The organism is Mesorhizobium sp. M0778 (assembly GCF_040320105.1).
Taxonomy (GTDB): domain Bacteria; phylum Pseudomonadota; class Alphaproteobacteria; order Rhizobiales; family Rhizobiaceae; genus Mesorhizobium.
In genome coordinates this window covers 18,451-40,800 of record NZ_JAMYPA010000020.1, presented here as the reverse complement: position 1 = coordinate 40,800, position 22,350 = coordinate 18,451, and the positions used below count along the sequence as shown (strand labels likewise).

General features: G+C 64.1%; 27 protein-coding genes and 1 tRNA gene. 17 read left to right on the top strand and 11 right to left on the bottom strand.

Annotation, left to right across the window (positions count from 1 at the left end; genetic code table 11):
- Positions 1-4: 4 nt before the first annotated feature.
- Positions 5-1,609 (top strand): IS66 family transposase, encoded by a 1,605-nt coding sequence (tnpC, locus tag NKI22_RS24040; RefSeq protein ID WP_352709044.1) that lies wholly within the window; start codon positions 5-7, stop codon positions 1,607-1,609.
- A gap of 731 nt (positions 1,610-2,340) precedes the next feature.
- Here tnpC and NKI22_RS24035 read toward each other — a convergent pair.
- A tRNA-Arg gene (locus tag NKI22_RS24035) sits at positions 2,341-2,417 on the bottom strand.
- 163 nt (positions 2,418-2,580) lie between these two features.
- Positions 2,581-3,501 carry a zinc-binding dehydrogenase gene (locus NKI22_RS24030; protein ID WP_352852226.1) on the bottom strand — a complete coding sequence of 307 codons (921 nt, stop codon included), beginning with the start codon at positions 3,499-3,501 and terminating at the stop codon, positions 2,581-2,583.
- A 205-nt stretch (positions 3,502-3,706) separates the two neighbouring features.
- Between NKI22_RS24030 and NKI22_RS24025 the strand changes: the two genes are divergently transcribed.
- Entirely contained in the window at positions 3,707-4,519 is an 813-nt protein-coding gene (locus NKI22_RS24025) for an AraC family transcriptional regulator (protein ID WP_352852166.1), read from the top strand.
- Positions 4,520-4,553: 34 nt separating this feature from the next.
- On the opposite strand, the gene NKI22_RS24020 is transcribed toward NKI22_RS24025, so the two are convergent.
- Positions 4,554-5,444 (bottom strand): D-alanyl-D-alanine carboxypeptidase family protein, encoded by an 891-nt coding sequence (locus NKI22_RS24020; RefSeq protein ID WP_502897715.1) that lies wholly within the window; start codon positions 5,442-5,444, stop codon positions 4,554-4,556.
- 248 nt (positions 5,445-5,692) lie between these two features.
- On the opposite strand from NKI22_RS24020, the gene NKI22_RS24015 reads away from it, so the two are divergent.
- Complete coding sequence (locus NKI22_RS24015; protein ID WP_352852164.1) at positions 5,693-6,799, top strand: hypothetical protein; 1,107 nt, start codon at positions 5,693-5,695, stop codon at positions 6,797-6,799.
- 345 nt (positions 6,800-7,144) lie between these two features.
- A complete protein-coding gene (locus NKI22_RS24010) occupies positions 7,145-7,765 on the top strand; it encodes a nucleoside triphosphate hydrolase (protein WP_352852162.1) in 621 nt (206 codons plus the stop codon).
- Positions 7,766-7,808: 43 nt separating this feature from the next.
- Here NKI22_RS24010 and NKI22_RS24005 read toward each other — a convergent pair whose 3' ends face one another.
- The 4 genes from NKI22_RS24005 to NKI22_RS23990 all read right to left on the bottom strand — a co-directional run bounded on the left by NKI22_RS24005 (position 7,809) and on the right by NKI22_RS23990 (position 10,547).
- Positions 7,809-8,150 carry a hypothetical protein gene (locus NKI22_RS24005; protein ID WP_352852160.1) on the bottom strand — a complete coding sequence of 114 codons (342 nt, stop codon included), beginning with the start codon at positions 8,148-8,150 and terminating at the stop codon, positions 7,809-7,811.
- An 88-nt stretch (positions 8,151-8,238) separates the two neighbouring features.
- On the bottom strand, positions 8,239-8,943 hold the full coding sequence (locus NKI22_RS24000) for a glutathione S-transferase family protein (RefSeq protein ID WP_352852158.1): 705 nt from the start codon (positions 8,941-8,943) through the stop codon (positions 8,239-8,241).
- A gap of 136 nt (positions 8,944-9,079) precedes the next feature.
- Entirely contained in the window at positions 9,080-10,288 is a 1,209-nt protein-coding gene (locus tag NKI22_RS23995) for a beta-ketoacyl-[acyl-carrier-protein] synthase family protein (protein WP_352495057.1), read from the bottom strand.
- A 4-nt stretch (positions 10,289-10,292) separates the two neighbouring features.
- Entirely contained in the window at positions 10,293-10,547 is a 255-nt protein-coding gene (locus NKI22_RS23990) for an acyl carrier protein (RefSeq protein ID WP_023677013.1), read from the bottom strand.
- Positions 10,548-10,749: 202 nt separating this feature from the next.
- Here NKI22_RS23990 and NKI22_RS23985 point away from each other — a divergent pair, with 202 nt between their 5' ends.
- The 5 genes from NKI22_RS23985 to NKI22_RS23965 are packed head-to-tail and all read left to right on the top strand — an operon-like array spanning position 10,750 to position 13,147.
- On the top strand, positions 10,750-11,592 hold the full coding sequence (locus tag NKI22_RS23985; RefSeq protein WP_352852156.1) for an urease accessory protein UreD: 843 nt from the start codon (positions 10,750-10,752) through the stop codon (positions 11,590-11,592).
- A 28-nt stretch (positions 11,593-11,620) separates the two neighbouring features.
- The gene (locus NKI22_RS23980) at positions 11,621-11,923 is read left to right on the top strand and encodes an urease subunit gamma (RefSeq protein ID WP_023677011.1); all 303 of its coding nucleotides are present in this window, start codon (positions 11,621-11,623) and stop codon (positions 11,921-11,923) included.
- 23 nt (positions 11,924-11,946) lie between these two features.
- Positions 11,947-12,204, top strand: coding sequence for a DUF1272 domain-containing protein (locus tag NKI22_RS23975; protein ID WP_023722547.1), 258 nt, complete (start codon positions 11,947-11,949; stop codon positions 12,202-12,204).
- A 35-nt stretch (positions 12,205-12,239) separates the two neighbouring features.
- On the top strand, positions 12,240-12,833 hold the full coding sequence (locus NKI22_RS23970; RefSeq protein WP_031195187.1) for a HupE/UreJ family protein: 594 nt from the start codon (positions 12,240-12,242) through the stop codon (positions 12,831-12,833).
- An 8-nt stretch (positions 12,834-12,841) separates the two neighbouring features.
- Entirely contained in the window at positions 12,842-13,147 is a 306-nt protein-coding gene (locus tag NKI22_RS23965; protein ID WP_023722545.1) for an urease subunit beta, read from the top strand.
- Positions 13,148-13,173: 26 nt separating this feature from the next.
- Here NKI22_RS23965 and NKI22_RS23960 read toward each other — a convergent pair whose 3' ends face one another.
- Positions 13,174-13,668: a hypothetical protein gene (locus tag NKI22_RS23960; protein WP_352852154.1), complete on the bottom strand. Its 495-nt coding sequence runs from the start codon at positions 13,666-13,668 to the stop codon at positions 13,174-13,176.
- Positions 13,669-13,794: 126 nt separating this feature from the next.
- Positions 13,795-14,178, bottom strand: a complete 384-nt coding sequence (locus NKI22_RS23955; protein WP_023722543.1) for a hypothetical protein — start codon at positions 14,176-14,178, stop codon at positions 13,795-13,797.
- A gap of 179 nt (positions 14,179-14,357) precedes the next feature.
- On the opposite strand from NKI22_RS23955, the gene ureC reads away from it, so the two are divergent.
- From ureC to NKI22_RS23920, 7 genes are all read left to right on the top strand, one after another.
- The gene (gene ureC / locus NKI22_RS23950) at positions 14,358-16,070 is read left to right on the top strand and encodes an urease subunit alpha (RefSeq protein ID WP_502895920.1); all 1,713 of its coding nucleotides are present in this window, start codon (positions 14,358-14,360) and stop codon (positions 16,068-16,070) included.
- A gap of 47 nt (positions 16,071-16,117) precedes the next feature.
- Complete coding sequence (locus NKI22_RS23945) at positions 16,118-16,711, top strand: hypothetical protein (protein WP_023722541.1); 594 nt, start codon at positions 16,118-16,120, stop codon at positions 16,709-16,711.
- Between the two features lie 56 nt (positions 16,712-16,767).
- The gene (locus NKI22_RS23940; protein WP_352852151.1) at positions 16,768-17,352 is read left to right on the top strand and encodes an urease accessory protein UreE; all 585 of its coding nucleotides are present in this window, start codon (positions 16,768-16,770) and stop codon (positions 17,350-17,352) included.
- Entirely contained in the window at positions 17,345-18,016 is a 672-nt protein-coding gene (locus tag NKI22_RS23935; RefSeq protein ID WP_352495055.1) for an urease accessory protein UreF, read from the top strand. The genes NKI22_RS23940 and NKI22_RS23935 overlap by 8 nt, the downstream gene beginning before the upstream one ends.
- Entirely contained in the window at positions 18,013-18,453 is a 441-nt protein-coding gene (locus NKI22_RS23930) for a DUF3995 domain-containing protein (protein ID WP_023722538.1), read from the top strand. Before NKI22_RS23935 ends, NKI22_RS23930 begins: the two co-directional genes overlap by 4 nt.
- Complete coding sequence (gene ureG / locus NKI22_RS23925) at positions 18,450-19,091, top strand: urease accessory protein UreG (RefSeq protein WP_352791970.1); 642 nt, start codon at positions 18,450-18,452, stop codon at positions 19,089-19,091. Before NKI22_RS23930 ends, ureG begins: the two co-directional genes overlap by 4 nt.
- An 86-nt stretch (positions 19,092-19,177) precedes the next feature.
- Positions 19,178-19,945 carry a class II aldolase and adducin N-terminal domain-containing protein gene (locus tag NKI22_RS23920; protein ID WP_352791971.1) on the top strand — a complete coding sequence of 256 codons (768 nt, stop codon included), beginning with the start codon at positions 19,178-19,180 and terminating at the stop codon, positions 19,943-19,945.
- 111 nt (positions 19,946-20,056) lie between these two features.
- Here NKI22_RS23920 and NKI22_RS23915 read toward each other — a convergent pair whose 3' ends face one another.
- Positions 20,057-20,689, bottom strand: coding sequence for an HAD family hydrolase (locus NKI22_RS23915; RefSeq protein WP_352852147.1), 633 nt, complete (start codon positions 20,687-20,689; stop codon positions 20,057-20,059).
- A gap of 359 nt (positions 20,690-21,048) precedes the next feature.
- On the opposite strand from NKI22_RS23915, the gene NKI22_RS23910 reads away from it, so the two are divergent.
- Positions 21,049-22,008 carry a sugar-binding transcriptional regulator gene (locus NKI22_RS23910; RefSeq protein ID WP_023722533.1) on the top strand — a complete coding sequence of 320 codons (960 nt, stop codon included), beginning with the start codon at positions 21,049-21,051 and terminating at the stop codon, positions 22,006-22,008.
- Positions 22,009-22,083: 75 nt separating this feature from the next.
- Here NKI22_RS23910 and NKI22_RS23905 read toward each other — a convergent pair whose 3' ends face one another.
- Positions 22,084-22,269 carry a hypothetical protein gene (locus NKI22_RS23905; RefSeq protein WP_352481509.1) on the bottom strand — a complete coding sequence of 62 codons (186 nt, stop codon included), beginning with the start codon at positions 22,267-22,269 and terminating at the stop codon, positions 22,084-22,086.
- Positions 22,270-22,350 lie beyond the last annotated feature (81 nt).

Genomic DNA, 22,350 nt, shown 5'->3' with positions numbered 1-22,350 from the left:
GGCCATGTCGGCACCCGATCTCGCGCTCCCGGACGACGTTGACGCGCTCAAGGCGATGGTTGTTGCCATGGCCGAAAAAGCCGCCGGTCTGGAAGAGCGTAATGCCGATCTCGAAGCCCACAATACGCATCTCGAGTTGGTCAACAAGAGCGCTGAGGAGCGGATCGCACGACTGACGGCGGTGGTGAAGATGCTGGAGCGGTCGCGCTTCGGCAGCCGCTCCGAAAGGTTGCGGGCCGGTGCGCTGAGCGAGGAGCAGTACGCTCTGGTCTTCGACGAGATCGAAACCGGCGTGGCGGCCATCCAAGCGCAGATGGAGAAGTCTGCGGGCGGCTCGAAAGCGAAGCGCGCCCCGCGCCCTCGCAAAGGCTTTGCGGCCCATCTCGAACGGGTCGAGGTGGTCATCGAGCCCGAAACGCCTGCTGGCTGCGAAGCGCTGGAAAAGATCCTGATCGGCGAGGACGTCTCCGAACGGCTCGATGTCACCCCGGCGAAGTTCCGGGTGATCGTTACGCGTCGCCCCAAATATGCCTACAAGGGTTGGGACGGCGTCATCCAGGCAGCCGCGCCCGCCCGCATCATCGAAAGCGGCATTCCGACCGAAGCGCTGCTGGCGCAGATCGCGGTGTCGAAATACGCCGATGGCCTGCCGCTCTACCGCCAGGAAGCGATCTATGCCCGCGATCAGGTCGAGATCGACCGGTCACAGATGGCGCAGTGGATGGGCAAGCTCGGCTTCGAGCTCGAGCCGCTCGCCGATTACGCACTGGCTCGCATCAAGCAGGGGGAGCGGGTCTTCGCCGATGAGACCACGCTGCCAACGCTGGCGCCGGGATCTGGCAAGGCCAAGACGGCCTACCTCTGGACCTATGTCCGCGATGATCGGCCCTTTGGCGGCAGTGGACCGCCCATCGTCGCCTACCGCTTCGAGGACAGCCGCGCCGGCGAATGTGTCGCCCGTCATCTGGACGGCTATCGCGGCATCCTGCAAGTCGACGGATACGCCGCCTATAACCGGCTGGCCCGATCCGATCGGGGCAATGACGGCGTGATGCTGGCGGCGTGCTGGTCGCACGTGCGGCGCAAGTTCTACGAACTGCATGCCGCAGGCTCCTCCGTTATCGCCTCGCAGACGGTGGCGCAGATGGCCCCACTGTGGGCCGCCGAGGAGGCCGTACGCGGCCAGGACCCGGCAGTACGGATAACTGCGCGTCAGGAGAAATCCGCCGTCATCGTTGCCGCTCTCTTTGCGCTGTGGGAAAAGGAGCTGCCCAAGCTGTCGGGAAAATCGAAACCGGCCGAGGCGATCCGCTATGCACTCGGCCGGCGTGCCGCGCTGGAGCGCTTCCTCACCGACGGCCGCATCGAAATCGACTCCAACACCGTCGAGCGCGCCATCCGGCCACAGACAATTACCCGAAAGAACAGCCTCTTCGCGGGCAGCGACGGCGGCGGACGGACATGGGCCACCATCGCCACCCTGCTGACCACCGCCAAGATGAATCAGGTCGATCCGCACGCCTGGCTCACCCTGACCCTCGAGCGCATTGCCAATGGCTGGCCAAACAGCAATATCGACGCCCTCATGCCATGGAATTACCAGCGCTGAACGGCCTCAGCTGCCCGCTTACGGCCTAAAGGCTCCTAAATGGGAACCAGTCCGACGGTATAAGCCTAAATTCCGAGTTTCCGGACTGTGTCGAAGGCCAGAAGTTGGGGTGGCAGCCCGTCAGCCGGACGTAAAGCGGCAGCATGATCTTCCGGTGTCGTGACTGGCACCCGCGCGGTGGGCCTAGGCTGCGCATGGACGATCCCACTCTCTTACGCGGAGCGCATGCGCACGCGATTGATGGGATATCGTCATGATGAAGGTCATCGAGATTCTTAGTCTTATTCAGTATGTCAATGATGGCTGGACGTTTGCCGCGTTCGTCGCCGTCTTAGTATATCTGTATTTGGCGCGTTCCTAAGGCTGAGACGTCGAGCTGATACAGATATGCGAGTGAGACGGGGCACTAGGCCCCACCCTTCAGTCTGTTCTCGCGCCGCCATAGCGGCTGCAAGTTCGTGTAATGACAACGCCGGATGAGGTCGTCTAAGCCCCGCGCCAGAGCCAGCGGCTTAATGCCGTATCCAGCACAATGCATCAGCTCGGTTGATGAAGCTTTTGGTTCTAGGGGTATGGCCAGTGCGTCGGACTTGCGCCTGCCACTTGTCGTTTCGTTTGCGTATTGACGCCATGTGGCGTTGCTCCTTGTGACCAGATTGTGACTGGCTGTAGAAAGGAGCATTTCTGGGAGGCGCGGTCATCATAAGCTATTGATTTACAAAAGCTTTAAATGGCGCACCCGACAGGATTCGAACCTGTGACCTCTGCCTTCGGAGGGCAGCGCTCTATCCAGCTGAGCTACGGGTGCCTTCAGGATCGGTGATCCCAAAAACGAACCAGCCGGTAAACCGGCCAGCCACGGCTTCTTAGCGGAAGCAGGCGCTGGCTTCAACGGGCAATCGCCAGCGGGCTCAAGTTGCCGTAGCTGCCCGGGGGAGACAGACACCGTCCCGTCCGGCGCCACGGCCTGCTCATTCGGTCACGGTAAGCACCGCCTTGCCGCTGATGCTGCGCTGCCGCAGCGCGTCGAGGGCTTGGCCGACGTGCCGCCACGGCACGGTCAGGACTACGCGCGTTTCGAGCCGGCCGGCTGCGATCAGCGCGAGCAGCGAGGCGATGTCGGCGCCAACCTCCGGACCGGAAGCGTAGTAGGCGAAGGTCTGCAGCCGCGCACCTTCGTGCCCCGGAACGAATTGGCGGAAGCCGATGGGCGTGAGTTCGCCGCTGCTCGAGCCGAACATGACGACGGTCCCGCCCGGCGCGACGCGTTCGATCGCGTGGGCGAGGCTATCGCCGCCGACCGACTCGGTAATCAGCGAGAACAGTCCTTCGGCCAGCTCGATCGTTTCGACGACGCGCTCGGCTCCCAGGCCGCGGAGATCCGCGGCATGCCGGGCGGCGGCGACCGCAGTCACCGACGCGCCCTGCTGGCGGGCGATCTGGATCTGGAAACGGCCGACCGCGCCGCTTGCGCCGGTAATCAGGACCCGCTGGCCGGCCAGGTCGCCGCCGAGGCGCAGGGTCCGCAGCGCGGTCGTGCCTGCGACCGGAACAGTGGCGGCGGCAACGAAGCTGACGTCGTCCGGCAGGACGGCGAGGTGGTCGGTTGGAACGGCAACACGTTCGGCCCACCCGGCCTGGTCGACCAGAGCCGCAACGCGGGCGCCGACAGCCGGCCCGGAGCCATCGGCCGCGGCGCGCTCGACAATTCCAGCGACGTCCTGGCCAGGCACCCAGCCGTTCGGGCGGATGTTGAGCAGGCGCAGTTCGCCGCGGTTGAGCGAGACTGCCCGGACCGAGACCAGCGCCTCGTGCGGGGCGGGCTCGGGCTCGCCAAGCTCGGCGAGCCTCAACCCGGTGGCGCTGTCCGGAGATGTGACCAAGGCGAGCATTGGTATCGTCCTTTCTTGCTGCATGGGGGACGCCAGTCTGTTTTCGTGCGCCGGGCTTGTTGGTCCGACGTTCAGAACGCAAGCAGGGTATGACTATCTGGAAGCCCGCCCTGTCGTCTTCTGAGTTACTCAAGGCCCTAAACTATCGACTTTCCTGTTTGAGTAATTTAGATATCTTGGCACTTGATCGCTAAAATCAGTCAATATGAAACAGCCTCTCCGCTACCCCTGGCCGAATTTCGATCCGGATGACGTCCTTGCGCCGGCAATCGCCGTGCGCGTTGACGTTACCGAAACCAGGGCGGAGGTGCCGGACCACCACCACCGCAAAGGCCAACTCGTCTTCGCGCTCGGCGGCGGCGTCACATGCCGCGTCCCCAGCGGCCTGTGGATGGTGCCGCCCCATTGCGCGGTGTGGATTCCGGGCAACATGGAGCACAGCAATGTCGCGACCGCCAATGCCCGGATTTTCTTCGTTTATATCGAGCCGGGAGCTGCCGAGCTGCCGGACCGGTGCTGCACGCTTTCGATCTCGCCGTTGCTGCGCGAGCTCATCATCGAGCTGGCGGATCGCGGTGAGGACGATGACGCCAGGAGCGAGCTCCTGACCAGGGTACTGCTCGCCGAACTGCCGCGCATGCCTGTCCAGCAGCTGCATTTGCCGATCTCGTCCGAGCCGCGCTTGAGGCGTATCGCGGCGGCGTTGGCGCAAAATGCTGCCGACCGCAGCACCCTGGCGGAATGGGCCAATCGCGTCGCGCTCAGCCAGAGCAGTCTCGCACGTCTCGTGGTAAAGGAGACAGGGCTGACCTTCGGGCGCTGGCGCCAGCAATTGCATTTGATCGTCGCAATGCGCGAGCTCGCCTCCGGCGCGAGCGTGCAGCAGGTTTCGGCCGATCTCGGTTACGAATCGGTCACCGCCTTCATCACCATGTTCAAGAAAGCGCTTGGCAAGCCGCCTGCGAAGTATCTCAGCAGTGTCGCTCAAAACGGCGGTTCTGCGTTTGTCGCCCGATGAGCGCCCTGATCCGCCGCCCGCCGGACGTCAGCCGTCACTGCTCCTCGGCGTACAGCAGCCGCGTCTTTGCCGCCGATGCCGTCGACAGGCTGCGCTGGATCAGCGCCTCGACATGGTCGTTGCGCTGGCGCGCGCTGTCGGCGCCCATCACCACGATGATCAGCCGGTGCCCGTCCGCATCATAGGAAGTAACGATGTTGAAGCCGGAAGCCCTGATGTAGCCGGTCTTGATGCCGTCGACGCCGCGCACCCGGCCGAGCATGTCGTTGTGGCCGCGCACCAGCCTGCCGCGGAACATGAAGTCGCTTTCGGAGAAATAGTGGAAATGCTGCGGGAAGCGGGCGTGCAGCGCCATGCCGAGCACCGCCATGTCGCGCGCGCTCGTGTGCTGGTCGCCGTCCGGCAGGCCCGACGCGTTGCGGAATACGGTGCTGCTCATGCCGATCTGGCGCGCCTTGGCGGTCATCATGCCGGCGAACGCCTCTTCGCTGCCGCCGAGATATTCGGCGACGGCGACCGCCACGTCATTGGCCGATTTGACGACGATCGCGCGGATCGCCGAATCGACGTCGATGGTCTCGCCGCGCCTGAACCGCAGCTTGGTCGGCGGCTGCCGGGCGGCGTTGTCCGACACCGGAATTTGCGTCTCCTTGCTGATGCGGCCCTGGTCCAGCGCCTCGAACAGAAGGTAGAGCGTCATCATCTTGGTCAGTGACGCCGGATAACGCGGCGCCGTCGAATTGACCTCGAACAGCGTCTTGCCGGTGCCGGCATCGATGACCATCGCGGCGTATTTCTGCGGCGGCGCCGGCACCGCCAGCACGCTGTCGGGCGGCGCCACCGTCGTGCAGCCGGCAGCAAGCAGCAGCAGCGCCAGCATGGCGACGTAGTTGTGGATGAGCGAAAAGAACCGGAAGGCGGACAAGTCAGTTCCGAAGGCAGGCTGTTTCTGAGACGAGGCGAAGCTATCTTAACGCAAAGGCACAGTCCATTTGGTTAATATCGTCGGAACCCTGGAATGGTGCCCTGTCCACAGGCCGACGTGGCGGCTGTGCCAAGCCGTCCGATGCGAATTGCCGGCCACCGCGCTTGCGCAAGGGGCGGCGAGTGGGCTTTGCTGGCGCCGGCAGAATCGGGCCGCCAGAATCGGGCTGGCAGAATCGGTAGGTGCATATGGATACGGTCACGATTACGGCAAAGGGGATTTCGGTATCGGTTGATCTTGCCGTCGGCCATCTCGCCGACATGGCGATCGAGATCGACGGCCGTCGGCTGAAGCCGCTGCATCGCGCACCCTGGGTCGAAGAGCCGCGCGAGACGCTGCCGAAAGATCTGCCTGAAGGGACGGTCCACCTGTCCGGCGATTTCCTCTGCGCGCCGTTCTCGAGCAGCGACGTCGAAGCGGCACCCTTGCATGGCTGGCCGGCCAATAGTCGCTGGGACGTCGTCGACAGCGCCGCGACGGCCGATGGCTGGCGCGCCGTCTTCCGTCTGCAGCGCCCGGTCATGGGCGCAACCGTCGACAAGATCCTGACCTTGCGCGACGATCATCCCGTTCTCTATCAGGAGCACGTCTTTTCCGGCGGCGTCGGCGCCATTCCCGTCGCCCACCACCCGATGACGGTAATGACGGCCGGCGGCAGGCTGGCTTTCTCGGCGAAGCGCTTTGCCGCAACGCCGAACGAGGCGCCGGAACCCGATCCGGCTCGCGGCCGCTCTTTGCTCGCCTACCCGGCACGGACCGCCGACCTGACGCGCTTTCCCGCCGCCGACGGCGGCATGATCGACCTGACCGCCTATCGCATGGACCAGCAGCGTGAGGACTTTGTCACGCTGGTCGAGGCCGATCATGGCGGGCCGGGCTGGACCGCGCTGGCGCGCCAGGCGGAAGCAGATCTCGTGCTGGTGCTGAAGAACCCGGCTGAACTGCCGGTGACCATGCTGTGGGTCAGCAATGGCGGGCGCGATTATGCGCCATGGAGCGGCCGCCATCGCGGCGTGCTCGGCATCGAGGATGGCCGCACCGCTGTCGGCCACGCCGCATCGCTCGGCGACAACTGGCTGAAGCGCGAAGGCGTGGCGACCGCCTGTGCGCTTTCTGAAGGGCGCAGCTTTTCGTTCCGCCATGTCATCGGCGCACTGCCGTGGCCGTCCGGCGAGCCGCCGCGCGACGTCGCGAGCTTACCGGGCCGCATGCGCATCCTGGCCGCCGACGGCGCCGTGCGCGACATTGGCTTCGACAGCGACTTCCTGCGGATCGGCAGGTCGGCCCCAGCTTGAGAGCTCGCCTCCCCACCTTCGTCATCCCAGGGCGGAGCAGGAGCGAAGCGACGTCGCGGAGACCCTGGGATCCATGCCGCGACCGTCGTCGAGGAATGCGGCGGAACAGAATTCTGCGCCGCTGAGGCGCCCTGATGTCACGGCATGGATCCCGGGGTCTGCGCTGCGTCGCTTCGCTCCTTGCTCCGCCCCAGGATGACGAAAGGGACGATCGTTTCGGGCAATCTCAAAGCTTTGCGATTTGCCGACGGACGGTCAAAATCCCTGAGCGAGGAAACTAATCTCGGGTTTGAAATTCCCGCGAATTGTCGCCAAGATCGAAAACACTCAGCCAGAAAGGCTCCAATGTCCGAGATCGCCCATATTGCTGCTGCCATCTTCAAGCGCGCCGGCAAGGCGCCGCGCTTCATCGTTGCCATTGCCGGTCCGCCCGGCGCCGGCAAATCGACATTGTCGGCAGGCTTGCACGACCTGCTGCCGGAAGGCACGGCGGAAGTCGTGCCGATGGATGGCTTCCATTACGATGATGTCGTGCTCGAGCGACGCGGCCTTCGCCAACGAAAAGGTGCCCCGGAAACCTTTGATTTTGCCGGCTTCGAAACGCTGCTCAAGCGCATCCGCGCCGGCGAGCCGGATATCGCGATCCCGGTCTTCGACCGCAGCATGGAGCTGTCGCGCGCCGCCGCTGCGATCATCGCCGCCGACACCAAATTCATCCTGGTCGAAGGCAATTATCTGCTGCTCGACGAAGAGCCATGGACGCGGCTGGCGGCGCTGTTCGACTTCTCGATCTTTGTCGATGTGCCGCGCGCCGACCTCGAGCGCCGACTGCTGGAGCGATGGCACGAGCACGGCCGGTCCGACGAGGACGCGCGCGCCTGGATTGCTTCCAACGACATGCCGAACATCGATCGCGTGCTTGCCCGTCGGCGGCCCGCCGACCTGGTGGTTGGTGAACAGGCCTGATCTGTAAGGACTGTTCGGCCGGAACCTTAACACTTTCAGGCCGTTATCCCGGACACGGCAATCGTGCCGCATGAGGGAACAGTTCGATGGAAACCATGGCAAGAAAGCCTGCGCCCGCCAAGGGCAGGGCAACACGATCAAAAGCAACCCGAGCGAAAACCAGCGCCGGCCCGGCAGTGGCGGCCCGCTCCAAGGACGCTGCAAAGCCCAGCTTTGGCAAGGCGGCGCCGAAGAAGGTGGTGCCTGCTGCGAACAAGGCCGCAGCTCCCAAAGCCGCCAGCCCTAAAAAGCCGGCAAGCAGCAGAGGCTCGATCGCAGGCAGCGCAATGCGCACCGTCAAAACGACGGCTAACGTCGCCGCTGGTGCCGTGCTTGCGACCGCCAAAGGTGCGGCCTCGCTTGCCGCTTCCGTAGTCGGCAAGGGCTCGAAACCCCGGACCAAGGCAAAATAGCCGGGCCAGTCTGGCTTTCGATCAGGCTCTGGCCGGAATGGTGAGGCCCCTCTGCACCGCCGGCCGGGCAAGGCCGCGCTCCAGCCATGCGCCGACGCTGGGGAAATCGTCGAAACCGACGAGTTCCCGTGCCTCATAAAAGCCGATCAGATTGCGCACCCATCCAAGCATCGAAATGTCGGCGATGGTGTAATCGTCGCCCATGATCCAGCTGCGGCCCTTGAGCCTCGTTTCGAGGACGCCGATCAGCCGTCGCGACTCGTCGCGATAACGTTCCAGCGGGCGCTTGTCGGCGATTTCGCGCCCGGCGAATTTGTGGAAGAACCCGACTTGGCCGAACATCGGCCCGATCGAAGCCATCTGGAAGAACACCCACTGGATCGTCTCGTAACGCAGCGTTGCGTCTGCCGGGACCAGCTTGCCGGTCTTGTCGCTGAGGTAGAGCAGGATGGCGCCGGATTCGAACAGGCCGATCGGTTTGCCGCCCGGGCCGTCCGGATCGATCACCGCCGGTATCTTGCCGTTCGGGTTCAAAGACAGGAATTCCGGTGTCCAACTTTCGTTCTTGCCGATGTCGACGGCATGCGGCTCGTACTGCAGGCCAAGTTCCTCCAGCGCGATCGATATCTTCACTCCGTTCGGCGTCGGAAACGAATAAAGCTGGATGCGGTCGGGATGGTTTGCCGGCCAGCGCGTGGCAATCGGAAACGCGGACAGATCGGTCATCGAAACTCCTGGTCGGGGGGCGCCCCGAACGGCGCGGTCACGGCGGGTCGCAGAGAGTTAGGCGCGACGCCTGGCGCGATCAATATGCGCATGGAAAGTTTCACCGGCCCCGACGAAACCCGGCAAGGGGTGCGGTTCAGGCGGCTTTGACCGCCAGCACCGCATTGGTGCCGCCGAAGGCGAAGCTGTTGCTGATCGCGGTGCGCACAGCGCGCTCGCGCGCCACGTTCGGCGTGATGTCGAGATCGCAGTCGGCGTCGGCTTCCCGATAGTTGGCGGTCGGCGGCACGATGCCGTCGCGGATCGCCATCACGCAGGCGATCATTTCCAGCGCGCCGGACGCGCCGAGACAGTGGGCGTGCATCGATTTGGTCGAGGAGATGGAAAGCTTGTAGGCATGGCCGCCGAAGACACGCTTGATCGCCGCCGTCTCGATCTGGTCGTTGGCCTTGGTGCCGGTGCCATGCGCGTTGAGATAGTCGACGTCTTCCGGATTGAGCCCGGCATCGACGAGGCAGAAGCGCATCGCCGCCTCCGGCCCTTCGATGGTCGGCGCAACGATGTCGGAGGCGTCGGCGGAAAGGCCGACGCCGGCGATTTCGGCAAGGATGGCGGCGCCGCGCGCCATGGCATGCTCATAGGTTTCCAGCACCACCATGCCCGCACCCTCGCCGAGCACAAGGCCTTGGCGATCGGCCGAAAACGGCCGGCAGGTGTCCGGCGACAATACCCGCAGGGCCTCCCAGCCCTTGAGGATGCCCCAGACCAGCGGCGCATCGGTGCCGCCGGCGACCATGACGTCGGCACGGCCGAGCCTGATCTGGTCGACCGCCGAGGCAATGGCGTGGTTGGATGACGAGCAGGCAGAGGTGATGCCGAAGACCGGCCCGCGCAGACCAAGATTCATGCTGACGTGGCCGGCGGCAGCGCCCGGCATTACTTTCGGCACGGTGAAGATGCCGGCGCGGTTCTTGCCTTCGAGCAGGATGGCGCGATAGCTCTCTTCGATTGCCTCCCAGCCGCAGACGCCGACGCCGACGATGGTGCCCATCCGATAGGTGTTGGCCGCGTGCAGGTTCAATCCCGCCTGCTGTGCCGCCTCCCGCGCGGCGATCGTCGCCAGAAGGCTGAAGCGGTCCATCGACACGACCTGCTTGCGGTCGATGCCGTGATCGGGAAGCGTTTTGATTTCGCAGCCGACCCTGACCTTGAGGTCATACAGCTCGGAATTGACGATCGCACCGATTGCCGAACGGCCGGTGCGCATCTCGTTCCAGATTGCTGGTGCGTTGGTGCCGAGGCCGCATAATCCGCCGATGCCCGTGATGACGATGCGCTTGTGCATTCAGTCAGGCTTTTTTCGCGATCAGCGCGCGAACCGCCTCGACCATGTCGCCGACATTCTTCAGATTGCTCCAGGCATCGACCGTGTTCATCTCGATTTCGATGCCATACTCTTCCTCGAGATCGAAGATGATTTCCGTCAGTTCCAGCGAATGGATGCCAAGGGCGGTCAGTTCGGTACTGGTGGTGATTTCCTCGCCGCCCGGCTCGGCATGAGCCTTGATCTTGGCGATGATATCGTTTGCCAGCTGGTCAGCCATTCGGTTTCTTCCCCAACTCTGTCGTTTCCCGACGCCAACTGATCAGCGCCCCTTTTGTCCTCGATTACGTCGTCATCGTCGCCTTTTACCCCCGCCAGGCGCCGATGACCGTACCAAGGTGGCTCCCTCTATAGAAACCGAAACGCTGTCAAGCAACAAGCTATATATCGACAAAGCCGCCGCAGTGCTTAACGTTGGTGTCGTGGATACGATCGCATATAGCTTGAGCTCGGTGCCGCCGGCCCAGCGCGTTGCGGGCGTCGCGCGGCTTGGCTGCGACTGGAACGGAGGCCGCACGCGTCTTCGGCGCCTGTACCAGGACGGCTCGGCCAAGATCCGCATGCCGGCAGTCTCGGCCGATCCGCTCGAAGCTGTCCTGATCAACACTGCCGGTGGGCTGACCGGTGGCGACCGTCTCGCCTGGCAGGTCGATGTCGGTGCCGGCGCCTCAGCAACCATAACAACGCAGGCCTGCGAGAAAATCTACCGCGCCGCATCCGATCGCGCCGAAGTGCGGGTGCAACTGACCGTCGGCGAAGGCGGCCACATTGCCTGGCTGCCGCAGGAAACCATCGTCTTCGACCGCTCGGTCTTTGCCCGCGCGCTTGACGTGGAGCTTGCCGCCGGAGCCGAGGCGCTGATCCTGGAGGCTACTGTCTTCGGCCGCCTGGCCATGGGCGAACGGGCAGCGCAAGGCTATTTCCACGACCGCTGGCGCGTTCGCCAGGACGGAGCGCTGGTCCATGCCGAGGAGTTCCGCATCGGGCCCGACATTGCGGCCACCTTGAACCGTACGGCTGTGGCCGGTGGCGGCATCGCCGTGGCGACGCTGCTGATGGTGTCGCCGCGGGCAGAGGCTTTGCTCGAGCCGGCCCGGGGCATGGTCGGCGGCCAGGGCGGCGTCAGTTTCTGGAGTGTGCGGAAATCTGGCAAGCTTCTTGCGAGGCTGTTCGCCGAGGACGGCTACCAGCTCCGCAAGCGGCTGGTGCTGCTTGTCGAATTGCTCAACGGGCGGGCGGGCCTGCCCAAATTATGGTCACTCTGATTTCGATTATGCCACTGCAGGAAAAAGCATGAATCTGACGCCGAGGGAGAAAGACAAGCTGCTGATCGCCATGGCGGCGATCGTGGCCCGCAAGCGGCTCGAACGCGGCGTCAAGCTCAACCACCCGGAAGCGATCGCGCTGATCACCGATTTCGTCGTCGAGGGTGCCCGCGACGGGCGCGCGGTCGCCGAGCTGATGGAGGCCGGCGCCCATGTCGTGACCCGGGCGCAGGTGATGGAAGGCATTGCCGAAATGATCCACGATGTGCAGGTCGAGGCGACGTTTCCCGACGGCACCAAGCTGGTGACCGTGCACGAACCGATCAGATAATCACCAAAGGCGAGGAGAGGAAAATGCTTGAGCTGCGTCCCAACTGCGAATGCTGCGACAAGGATCTGCCGCCCGATGCGACAGATGCGGTGATCTGCACCTTCGAATGCACCTTCTGCGCGGACTGCGCCCAAAACGTGCTCGGCGGCGCCTGTCCGAATTGTGGCGGCAACTTCTCGGCCCGCCCGATCCGTCCGGCAGCGATGCTGAAGAAATATCCGGCCTCGACCCAGCGCATTCTCAAGGCAGAGGGCTGCGGCCCGGCCCGCAAGGCCGCGTGAGAGGCATGATGATCTCGAAGATGGAAGGTACGCCGATGATCCCCGCTACGATGAAACGCACAACGCTGTCGGCGGTCCTGCTGCTGGCGGCAGCTGGGCCAGCCTATGCCCATGTCGGCGACGGCACGGTTTCGTCCTTCACCGCCGGCTTCACCCACCCGCTCTCCGGCCTCGATCACATGACGGTGATGATTGCCGTCGGCCTGTGGGCAGCACTCAAGGGCGACAAAGCGATCTGGGCATGGCCGCTGGCTTTCGTCGGCATCATGCTGGCCGGCGGCGCGCTCGGCATCCTGCATGTGCCGATGGCTTTCGTCGAGCCGGCCATATTGGCGTCCGTCGTGGTGCTCGGGCTGCTGGTTGCGCTCGCCGTCGACCTTCCGGTCTCGGCCGGCGTCGCCGTCATCGGCCTGTTCGCGTTGTTCCACGGCTATGCCCACGGCACCGAGGTGCCCGAAAATGCGGGTGGGCTCGGCTACATGGCGGGCTTTGCCGCCGCCACCGCGCTGCTCCACGCCGTCGGCATCACTGCCGGTTTCAACCTCGGCTGGCGCTTCCGCGGACTTGCCCGCGTCGCCGGGGCCGCCTGTGCCACGATTGGCGCCGGCCTTGCTTTCGGCGTCCTGTGAGGGCCGCAATGATCCCAGGTGAAATCATCACGGCAAGCGGCGAGATAGAGCTGAACAAGGGTCTGGCGACCGTCACCTTGAAGGTAGCCAACAGCGGCGATCGGCCGATCCAGGTCGGCAGCCATTATCATTTCTTCGAGACCAATGAAGGGCTGAGATTCGATCGCGACCAGGCCCGCGGCATGCGCCTCGACATCGCTGCCGGCACCGCCATGCGCTTCGAGCCGGGGCAGGAGCGTGACGTTACCCTGGTGCCGTTCGGCGGCAAGCGCGAGGTCTACGGATTTCAGCAGAAGATCATGGGCAAGCTGTGAGATCGAAGGCGTCGAGCAGTTTCGGCTCAGCCGGGCGGCTTGGCCGCCGCATAGATGACGACCTTTCCCGGATTGTCGAATTCCACCGCCAGAACGTCCTCGGTTTGCACTCTCCGCGAGTCGATGGCGTTGAACAGCAATGCGTTCGCCTCGATCTCCTTGCGCAGCTCGGCAATGTCGTCCCGATGTTGCCTGACCTTGTTTTCGATCGCCGGCGGCGGGCCGCCTTCGGTGCGCGCGGCGTCGGTAAGAAACACGATATCGACCTTGTCGAGCTTGGACGTCTTGCGCACGACAGCGATGTTTTCACGCGTGCGGTCGATCGCCGAGCTGACCTTGCCGGCTTCCGCATTTGTCTTGGTCTCTTCCTGGCCGACCTCCGAGCCGACGATCCGGTTGACGGTCTCGGCGCTATCGAGGCTCTGCGCGTTCAGCGCGGCGTGCGGAATGCTGGCTGCCAGAAACGCGGTCGCAGCAATCCCATGCAGCCATCTGGTGTCGGAGAAGGTGGTGATCGCCATCGCTCGTTCTCAGGCTCCTTTTCGAGGCTTGTGTCAGGGCGACAGGACCGAAACGTAACTTCCCCTGTGAAGGTTCCCTTTGCGATGCGGCGGGCTGACCGGGCGCCGGCCCGCCGCCTCGCCTCGTCAGCTGGCTTTCTTGGTGATCAGCGTCAGCGCGCCATTGGTGCTCATGCTGGCGGCGATCACCTGCGCCGAGGTGAGTCCTTTCGCTTCGAGCGCGGACTTGACCTCCGGTGTCGCGTCGATCGAGCCGCGCAGCTTCTGCAAATCGGCATCGCTGCGCTTAGCGATCACCTCGTTGACCTTGGCTTGAGTATCCGCCGGCAGATCCTTGATATCGACGACATTGATCGCCTGAATGGTGGGCGCCTGCGGCTGCGCCCCGGGCGCGGCAGGAGCAGGAGCGGCCGGCGCCGGACTGGGCTGCTGCGCAGGCTGTTGCTGGGCGCTGGCGGCGGTTGCGAGCACCAGCGTGGCGGCGGCTGCCAGAAGGGTCGTTTTGCGCATGGATGTTCCTTTCCATCGATTGGCAAATGGTCGTTTTGGGGTGGCCCGCCCACCTCAACCGCCAAATGGGATCGGAAAGTGTCGCTCAGCGGGTCATTGCGTGACCATAGGATGGCGGCAATGTGGGTCCCGGCTTCGACAAGCGGTATTTTCGGGCTGTATTTCGGGAGCAATTGCTGATGGCTAAAATCACCCGCGCCGCCTATGCGCAGATGTACGGCCCGACCGTTGGCGACAAGGTCCGGCTCGCCGACACCGAACTGTTCATCGAGGTCGAAAAGGATCTCACCCTTTACGGTGAGGAGGTGAAATTCGGCGGCGGCAAGGTCATCCGCGATGGCATGGGCCAGAGCCAGGTTTCGCGCGCGCAAGGCGCGGTCGACACCGTCATCACCAATGCGCTGGTCGTCGATGCCACCGCCGGTATCGTCAAGGCAGATATCGGCCTCAGGGACGGCCGTATCGCCGCGATCGGCAAGGCCGGCAATCCGGATACTCAAGGCGGCGTCACCATCATCATCGGCCCCGGCACCGAGATCATCGCCGGCGAGGGCAAGATCCTGACCGCCGGCGGCTTCGACGCGCATATCCACTTCATCTGCCCGCAGCAGATCGAGGAAGCGCTGATGTCGGGCATCACCACCATGCTCGGCGGCGGCACCGGCCCGGCGCACGGTACGCTGGCCACCACCTGCACGCCTGGCCCGTGGCATCTGGCACGCATGATCCAGTCTTTCGATGCCTTCCCGATGAATATCGGCCTGTCGGGCAAGGGCAACGCGTCGCTGCCTGCCGCGCTCGAGGAGATGGTGCTCGCCGGCGCCTGCTCGCTGAAGCTGCATGAGGACTGGGGCACGACACCGGCTGCAATCGACTGCTGCCTGTCGGTCGCCGACGATTACGACGTGCAGGTCATGATCCACACCGACACGCTGAACGAGTCCGGCTTCGTCGAAAACACGGTGGCGGCGATCAAGGGCCGCACCATCCATGCCTTCCACACCGAAGGCGCCGGCGGCGGCCACGCACCTGATATCATCAAGGTCTGCGGCCTGCCCAACGTCATTCCGTCCTCGACCAATCCGACCCGCCCCTACACGGTCAACACGCTGGCCGAACACCTCGACATGCTGATGGTCTGTCACCATCTGTCGCCGTCGATCCCCGAAGATATCGCCTTTGCCGAAAGCCGCATCCGCAAGGAAACCATCGCCGCCGAAGACATTCTGCACGACATCGGCGCCTTCTCGATCATCTCGTCGGACAGCCAGGCCATGGGCCGCGTCGGCGAAGTCGCGATCCGCACCTGGCAGACCGCCGACAAGATGAAGCGCCAGCGCGGTTCGCTGCCGCAGGAGACCGGCGACAACGACAATTTCCGCGTCCGCCGCTACATCGCCAAATACACCATCAATCCGGCCATCGCGCATGGCCTGTCGAAGGACATTGGCTCGGTGGCGGTGGGAAAACGCGCCGATCTCGTGCTGTGGAATCCGGCGTTCTTCGGCGTCAAGCCGGACATGGTGCTGATCGGCGGCATGATCGCCGCCGCCCCGATGGGCGATCCCAACGCCTCGATCCCGACGCCGCAGCCGATGCACTATCGGCCGATGTTCGGCGCCTATGGCAAGGCGATGACCAATTCGTCGGTGACATTCGTTTCGAAAGCCGCGCTCGACGCCGGCCTGCGCGGCAGGCTCGGCGTCGACAAGCAGATGGTGGCGGTCGAGAATACCCGCGGCGGCATCGGCAAGCATTCGATGGTGCTCAACGACGCCACGCCGCATGTCGAGGTCGACCCCGAAACCTACGAGGTCCGCGCCGACGGCGAGTTGCTCACCTGCGAGCCGGCCACCGTGCTGCCGATGGCGCAACGCTACTTCCTGTTCTGAACCATAGGCGTTAGAACGACCGATGTAGAACATGCCGCGCCAGGCCTATGGACCAGCAACTCCCTTACGCCCACGACATTTTCCCGCATATCCGCATTGTCCTGGGCATGGTGATCGGCCTTGGCGTCACACGGCTGCTGTCGGGGCTCGCCCGCATCGTCCAGCATCCCGGCCAGTACCGGCTCTATCCCGTGCACCTCGCCTGGGTTGCGTCGGTGCTTCTGATGCTGGTGCATTTCTGGTGGTGGGAGTTCGGCCTGTTCCAGATCGAGAATTGGACCTTCGGCAAATACCTGTTCATCATCTTCTACGCCGTCGCGCTGTTCCTGCTCTGCGCGCTGCTGTTCCCGGATTCGATGCTGGACTACACCAGCTATGAGGATTTCTTTTATTCGCGCCGGGCCTGGTTCTTCGGCCTGCTGGCGGCGACCTATCTGCTCGACGTGATCGACACGCTGCTGAAAGGGCCGGAGCATTTCGCCCATTTCGGCATCGAATATCTGATCCGCACGCCGGTTTTCGTCGCGCTTTGCGTCATTGCGATCCTGCTGCGCGACCGCCGCTTTCACATCGCCTTTGTCGCCGGCGCGCTCGTCTATCAGATATCGTTCATCCTGCGGCTCTTCGACACGATCGTCTGAGCCCCATTGGGGCGGCGGACCGGATAGTCTAGGCTTTTTGCGAAAGGCAGTCTTACATGAAGCTCGATATTCGCACCGACTTCACCAAATTCCCGCGCGCCGTCTCCGTCCTGGCCGCAGGCGAAGCCGGAACTGCCACGCCATACGACCGTGCGGTGCTTGCTCATGACGAGCGGCATCTGCGCCGTCGCGCCATCGAAACGGCCCGTAGCAACAAGGTGCTGGTCGACCTGCCCGAACCGGTGACGTTGAACCATGGTGACCGGCTGGTGCTGGAGGATGGCCGCCAAATCGAGATCATCGCGGCCGAGGAGCCGCTCTATGACATCAGGGCCAGCGATCCTGTCCATCTGGCCGAGCTTGCCTGGCACATCGGCAACCGCCATCTCGCCGCCGCAATCGAAGCTGGGCGCATCCTCATCCTGCGCGACCATGTCATCAAGGCGATGCTGGAGGGATTGGGCGCCATTGTGAGCGACGTCTCCGAGCCGTTCAAGCCGGTGCGCGGCGCTTATTCCGGCCATGGCGGGCACGGCCATGCTCATGCCGAGGCGCATACGCACAGCCACGCCGAAGCGCATTCTCATAGCCATAGCGAATCGCATTCCCACAGCCATTCGCACGACCATGACCATGACTGACCAGCCTTCCAACATTGCATTGTTGCGGCTGATGGCGTGGCTGTCGCCTTCCTTCCCGGTCGGCGGCTTTTCCTACAGCCATGGCCTGGAACAAGCCGTGCATGCCGGGCTGGTTGCCGACAGCAAAGACCTCGCCGCGTGGCTGGAAACGCTGGTCGAGATGGGTTCCGGCTGGAACGATGCGGTGCTGTTTGCCGAAAGCTGGCGCCGGGCGCGCGAAGCCGGCGATCTCGTCGAGGTCGCTGCGCTCGGCGAGGCCTTAGCCGGCTCGCGCGAGCGTCATGCCGAAACCATGCTGCAGGGCGCCGCCTTCCTGAAGGCGGCCTCGGCCTGGCCGTGCCAGGTGCTGGACCGCCTGCCGGCCGAATGTGCCTATTGCGTCGCCGTCGGTGCCGTCGCCGGCGGCCACGGATTTATGCTGCGGGACGCGCTGGGCGCCTTCCTGCAGGCCTTCTTTTCCAACCTCGTCCAGGCAGCGATCCGGCTCGGTGTCGTCGGCCAGAGTGCTGCGATGACGCTGCTCGCCGGCTTCGAGCCGCTGGCCTTGGCGACCGCGGCCCGCGCTACCGGCTCGACGCTCGACGATCTCGGCGGCTGCGCTTTTATCTCCGACATCACGGCGAGTAGGCACGAGACCCAGTATTCGCGGCTGTTCCGCTCATGATCGTCCTCGCTTTCGCCCTCTCGCTGGTTCTGCTGCTGATCACCGCGCTGCATGTCTATTGGGCCATTGGCGGCATCTGGCCGGGCAGGGATGCTGCCTCCTGCGCCCGCGCCGTCATCGGCTTTCATGGCGTCGACGAAATGCCGGCGCCCTTCGCCAGCTTCGCCGTTGCCGCCTGCCTCGGCCTGGCGACACTGTGGCCGATGGCGCTCGAGGGCATCTTTGCCACGCCCTTTCCCAAGGCCGGGCTTGCCGCCACGTCGCTGCTCATCGCGCTGGTTTTCCTGGCGCGCGGCATTGCCGGCTTCACGCCGTGGTGGCGCCGGCTGACGCCCGAGCAACCTTTCGCGCGGCTCGATCTGCGTTATTATTCGCCGCTGTGCCTGCTGATCGGCCTCGGCTTCGCCATCCTTGCCTTCACGGAGTTCCCCGCATGATATCCCCGAACGGCCCTCTTCGCATCGGCATCGGCGGTCCGGTCGGCTCCGGCAAGACGACGCTCACCGAAAAGCTCTGCAAGGCGCTGCGCGACGAGTTCTCGATCGCCGTCGTCACCAACGACATCTACACCAAGGAGGACGCCATGATGCTGGCGCGCCTCCAGGCGCTGCCCGAAGATCGCATCATCGGCGTCGAGACCGGCGGCTGCCCGCACACCGCCATCCGCGAGGACGCCTCGATCAATCTGCAGGCGATTGCCGAAATGACCAAAAAATTCCCGGATCTCGACATCATCTTCATCGAATCGGGCGGCGACAACCTCGCCGCCACCTTCTCGCCGGACCTTGCCGACCTGACGCTCTATGTCATCTCGGTTTGCCAGGGCGAGGAGATTCCGCGCAAGGGCGGACCGGCGATCACCCGGTCCGATTTCCTGGTCATCAACAAGAGCGACCTTGCGCCCTATGTGAACGTCAATCTCGATGTCATGGAGAGCGACGCCGCCCGCATGCGCGGCAAGCGGCCGTTCGGTTTCACCGATCTGTCGCGCGGCAAGGGGCTGCAGGAGGTCATCGATTTTATCGTCGAGCATGGCGGCCTAAGGGTCGGCGCCGCCGCCAGCACGGCGGCGTAAGGCGACAGTGCTCGCCTGCACCAAACGAAATCGGTTGCGGGTGTTCCAGCCGCGCGGCATGCTCGCTCCATTCGCGGAGACATACGATGAGCATCACGCGCCTGCAGAAGGAAGTGCTGACCAACCTGCCGTTCTATGAGGAGCGCGTCGACCTCGCTTGCGCCTTCCGCTGGACGGCGCGGCTCAACATGCACGAGGCGGTGGCCAACCATTTCTCGCTGGCGGTCAACGACGATGGCTCGCAATTCCTGATGAACCCTAACCAGGTGCATTTTTCGCGCATCAAGGCGAGCGACCTGCTTTTGATCGACGCCAATGATCCCGACACGCTGACAGGCCCGAATGCGCCCGACCCGACGGCATGGGGCCTGCACCGCGCCATCCATCGCAACGTGCGTCATGCGCGCTGCGTCATGCATGTCCACTCGATCCACGCCACCGTGCTTGCCTCGCTCGCCGACTCGACGCTGCCGCCGGTCGACCAGAACTCGGCGATCTTCTTCAACCGCCATGTCGTCGACGCTCATTATGGCGGGCTGGCCCTCGAGGAAGAGGGCGAGCGCTGCTCGCAGCTTCTTGTCGACCCGAAGGTCAAGGTGATGGTGATGGGCAACCATGGCGTGCTGGTCATCGGCGACAGCGTCGCCGACACCTTCAACCGCATGTTCTATTTCGAGCGCGCCGCCGAAACCTATATCAAGGCGCTGTGGACCGGCCGGCCGCTGCGGGTACTGTCGGATGAGATCGCAGAGAAAGCGGCAAGGGAACAGGAAGACTATCCCGGCCAGGCCGAACGCCACCTCTCCGAACTGAAGGCTATCCTCGACGAGCAGGAGCCTGTCTACCGGTACTGAGCTGCGCCCTTCTCCCCGTACAATGACGGGGAGAAGGACGCTGTTATCGCTGGTTTCGCCAATCATCGGCGTTGCAGGAAGTCTAGCTTGCGGCGGCCTTTTCAGCCAAGCTTACAGCCCCAAATGAGCCCGCAATTCGTCGGCGCCGTTGATGACAATCGCCCCCGGCGGCCCTTCCATGGGCACCTCTGGCCAGAAGATCGTTTTCATTCCCGCTGCCAGCCCCGCCGTGGCGCCCGTCACGCTGTCGTCGACCGCCACGGCCTCGGCGGGATCGACGTCGGCCAGCCAGGCGGCGCGCAGGAAAGGTTCGGCGTGCGGCTTGCCTTCGCGCACGTCGTTGCGGCTGACCGTCTTCATACCGGGATAGACGAGGCCTACGGCGCGCAGATTGGCATCGACGATCAGCCTGTCCGAGTTGGACACCACCGCTTGCGGCACGCCAAGCGCGCGCAGCTCATTGAAAATCTCGATCGCGCCGCTGCGAGGCGTCAGCGTTTGCGCCATCGGCAGATAGTGATCGTATTTACGCACGATCCAGTCGTCGAAAGGCAGGTCGAGGCCGAACTCGTCGCGCAGCATTTCGTAGACCGGCCATGCGGCGATGCCGAGCACCCGCTCGTGCAGGTCGGCCGGCGGCGCGATGCCGACGCTGTGCAGCGCCGCAATCAGCGCCGCCTCGTGCAGCGGCTCGCTGTCGACCAGCGTGCCGTCCATATCCCAGAAAACCGCTTTCGGCGTCATGCGAGGCTCCATTCTCCAGAATCCCTTAAAGCGTTTAGCTTGGGAGATAAACCGCCGCGTCCCCGCTAATGCATGTCGCGCAAAAGTGTGCAGCGGTTTTGTGATAACGACATGCATAAAAAGAATCTAAAGCGCGTCGCATGAGGCCGATCGAACACGTCGCGCTTTGGAACCGAGATTGGTGCGACCTCGACAGCCTTGCTGTTGCGACGAGACTAGGTCGACCCCGTCACTTCGTTCGAGCCACCAAGTCCGGACCTTAAGCAATTGCTCGTACAATAGGCAATTGCGCACGACCTCATTCCCTGCGAAACTATGGTGCTCCGCCTCTTATGCTCGGCGGGCTGGGAGGCAGGACCTTGAATTCGCGGCAGGATAGCGGCGGCAACAGGCTGGACGACGCGGCGCGCGCCGGCTGGCTCTATTACGTTGCCGGCAACACCCAGGACCAGATCGCCGCCACGCTTGGCATCTCCCGGCAGACGGCGCAGCGGCTGGTGTCGCTTGCAGTCTCCGAAGGGTTGATCAAGGTGCGCGTCGACCATCCGATCGCCAATTGCCTCGACCTTGCGGCACGGCTGAAATCGCGCTTTGCGCTTGATCTGGTCGAGGTGGTGCCGAGCGACCCTTCTTCGTCCTCCACCGTCATCGGGGTCGCGGAGGCGGCGGCGGCGGAGATCGAACGGCGGCTGCGGTCGCCCACACCGATCGTCATGGCGATCGGCACCGGCCGCACGCTGAAGGCCGCGATCGAGCAGCTGCCGCCGATGGAATGCCCGCAGCACAAGGTGGTGTCGCTGACCGGCAATATCTCGCCAGACGGTTCGGCGGCCTTCTACAACGTCATCTTCACCATGGCCGACAGGGTCAAGGCGCGCTCGTTTCCGATGCCTTTGCCGGTCATCGCTTCCTCGCCCGAAGAGCGCGAGATGCTGCTCAGCCAGCCGATGATCCAGCCGACCCTGGCGCTTGCGGCCGAGGCCGACGTCACCTTTGTCGGCATCGGCGATCTCGGCCCGAAGGCGCCGCTTTACGAGGACGGCTTCATTTCGGAGGGTGAATTGAAGGCGCTGCAGAAGGCCGGCGGCGTTGCCGAGATCGTCGGCTGGGTGTTCGATCGCGACGGCCGCATGATCGAAGGCATCACCAACGACCGGGTCTCGTCAGCGCCGCTGCCGTCGCGCGAAAAGTCGCTGGTGATCGCGCTTGCCATGGGCGACCGCAAGCTGCCGGGCATCTTCGCCGCCGTCAACCGGCGGCTGGTCAACGGCCTCATCACCGATGAGCGGACCGCCGCCGCCTTGCTGGCCGGCGCATGATCTCAGAGCCGCTGGCGGTCGGAAACGATCAGGTGAAATCGAAACGCATCTGAACTCCCGATAAAACGAGCGACATTATTGGTGCCGGCCACAAGGATCGTTGCCATCGAGGAAGCCCATGTCGCGCTGCAGATGCGGCGGCAGTTCCCGGACGTCGAGATAGGCGCGTCTCCGCGCCGCGTGCCTTGCCAATCCCCGCGCCAGCCGTGAAAACCAGCCGTGGGCTGGAGCAAGAAGCAGCTTTTCCTGTATTGTGGTCATGATCGTCAGCCTTCGCTATCTCTAGGCGTAATTGATCTTCAACACGGAATATCGGTAGGACCGGCCGGTGCCGCCAATCAA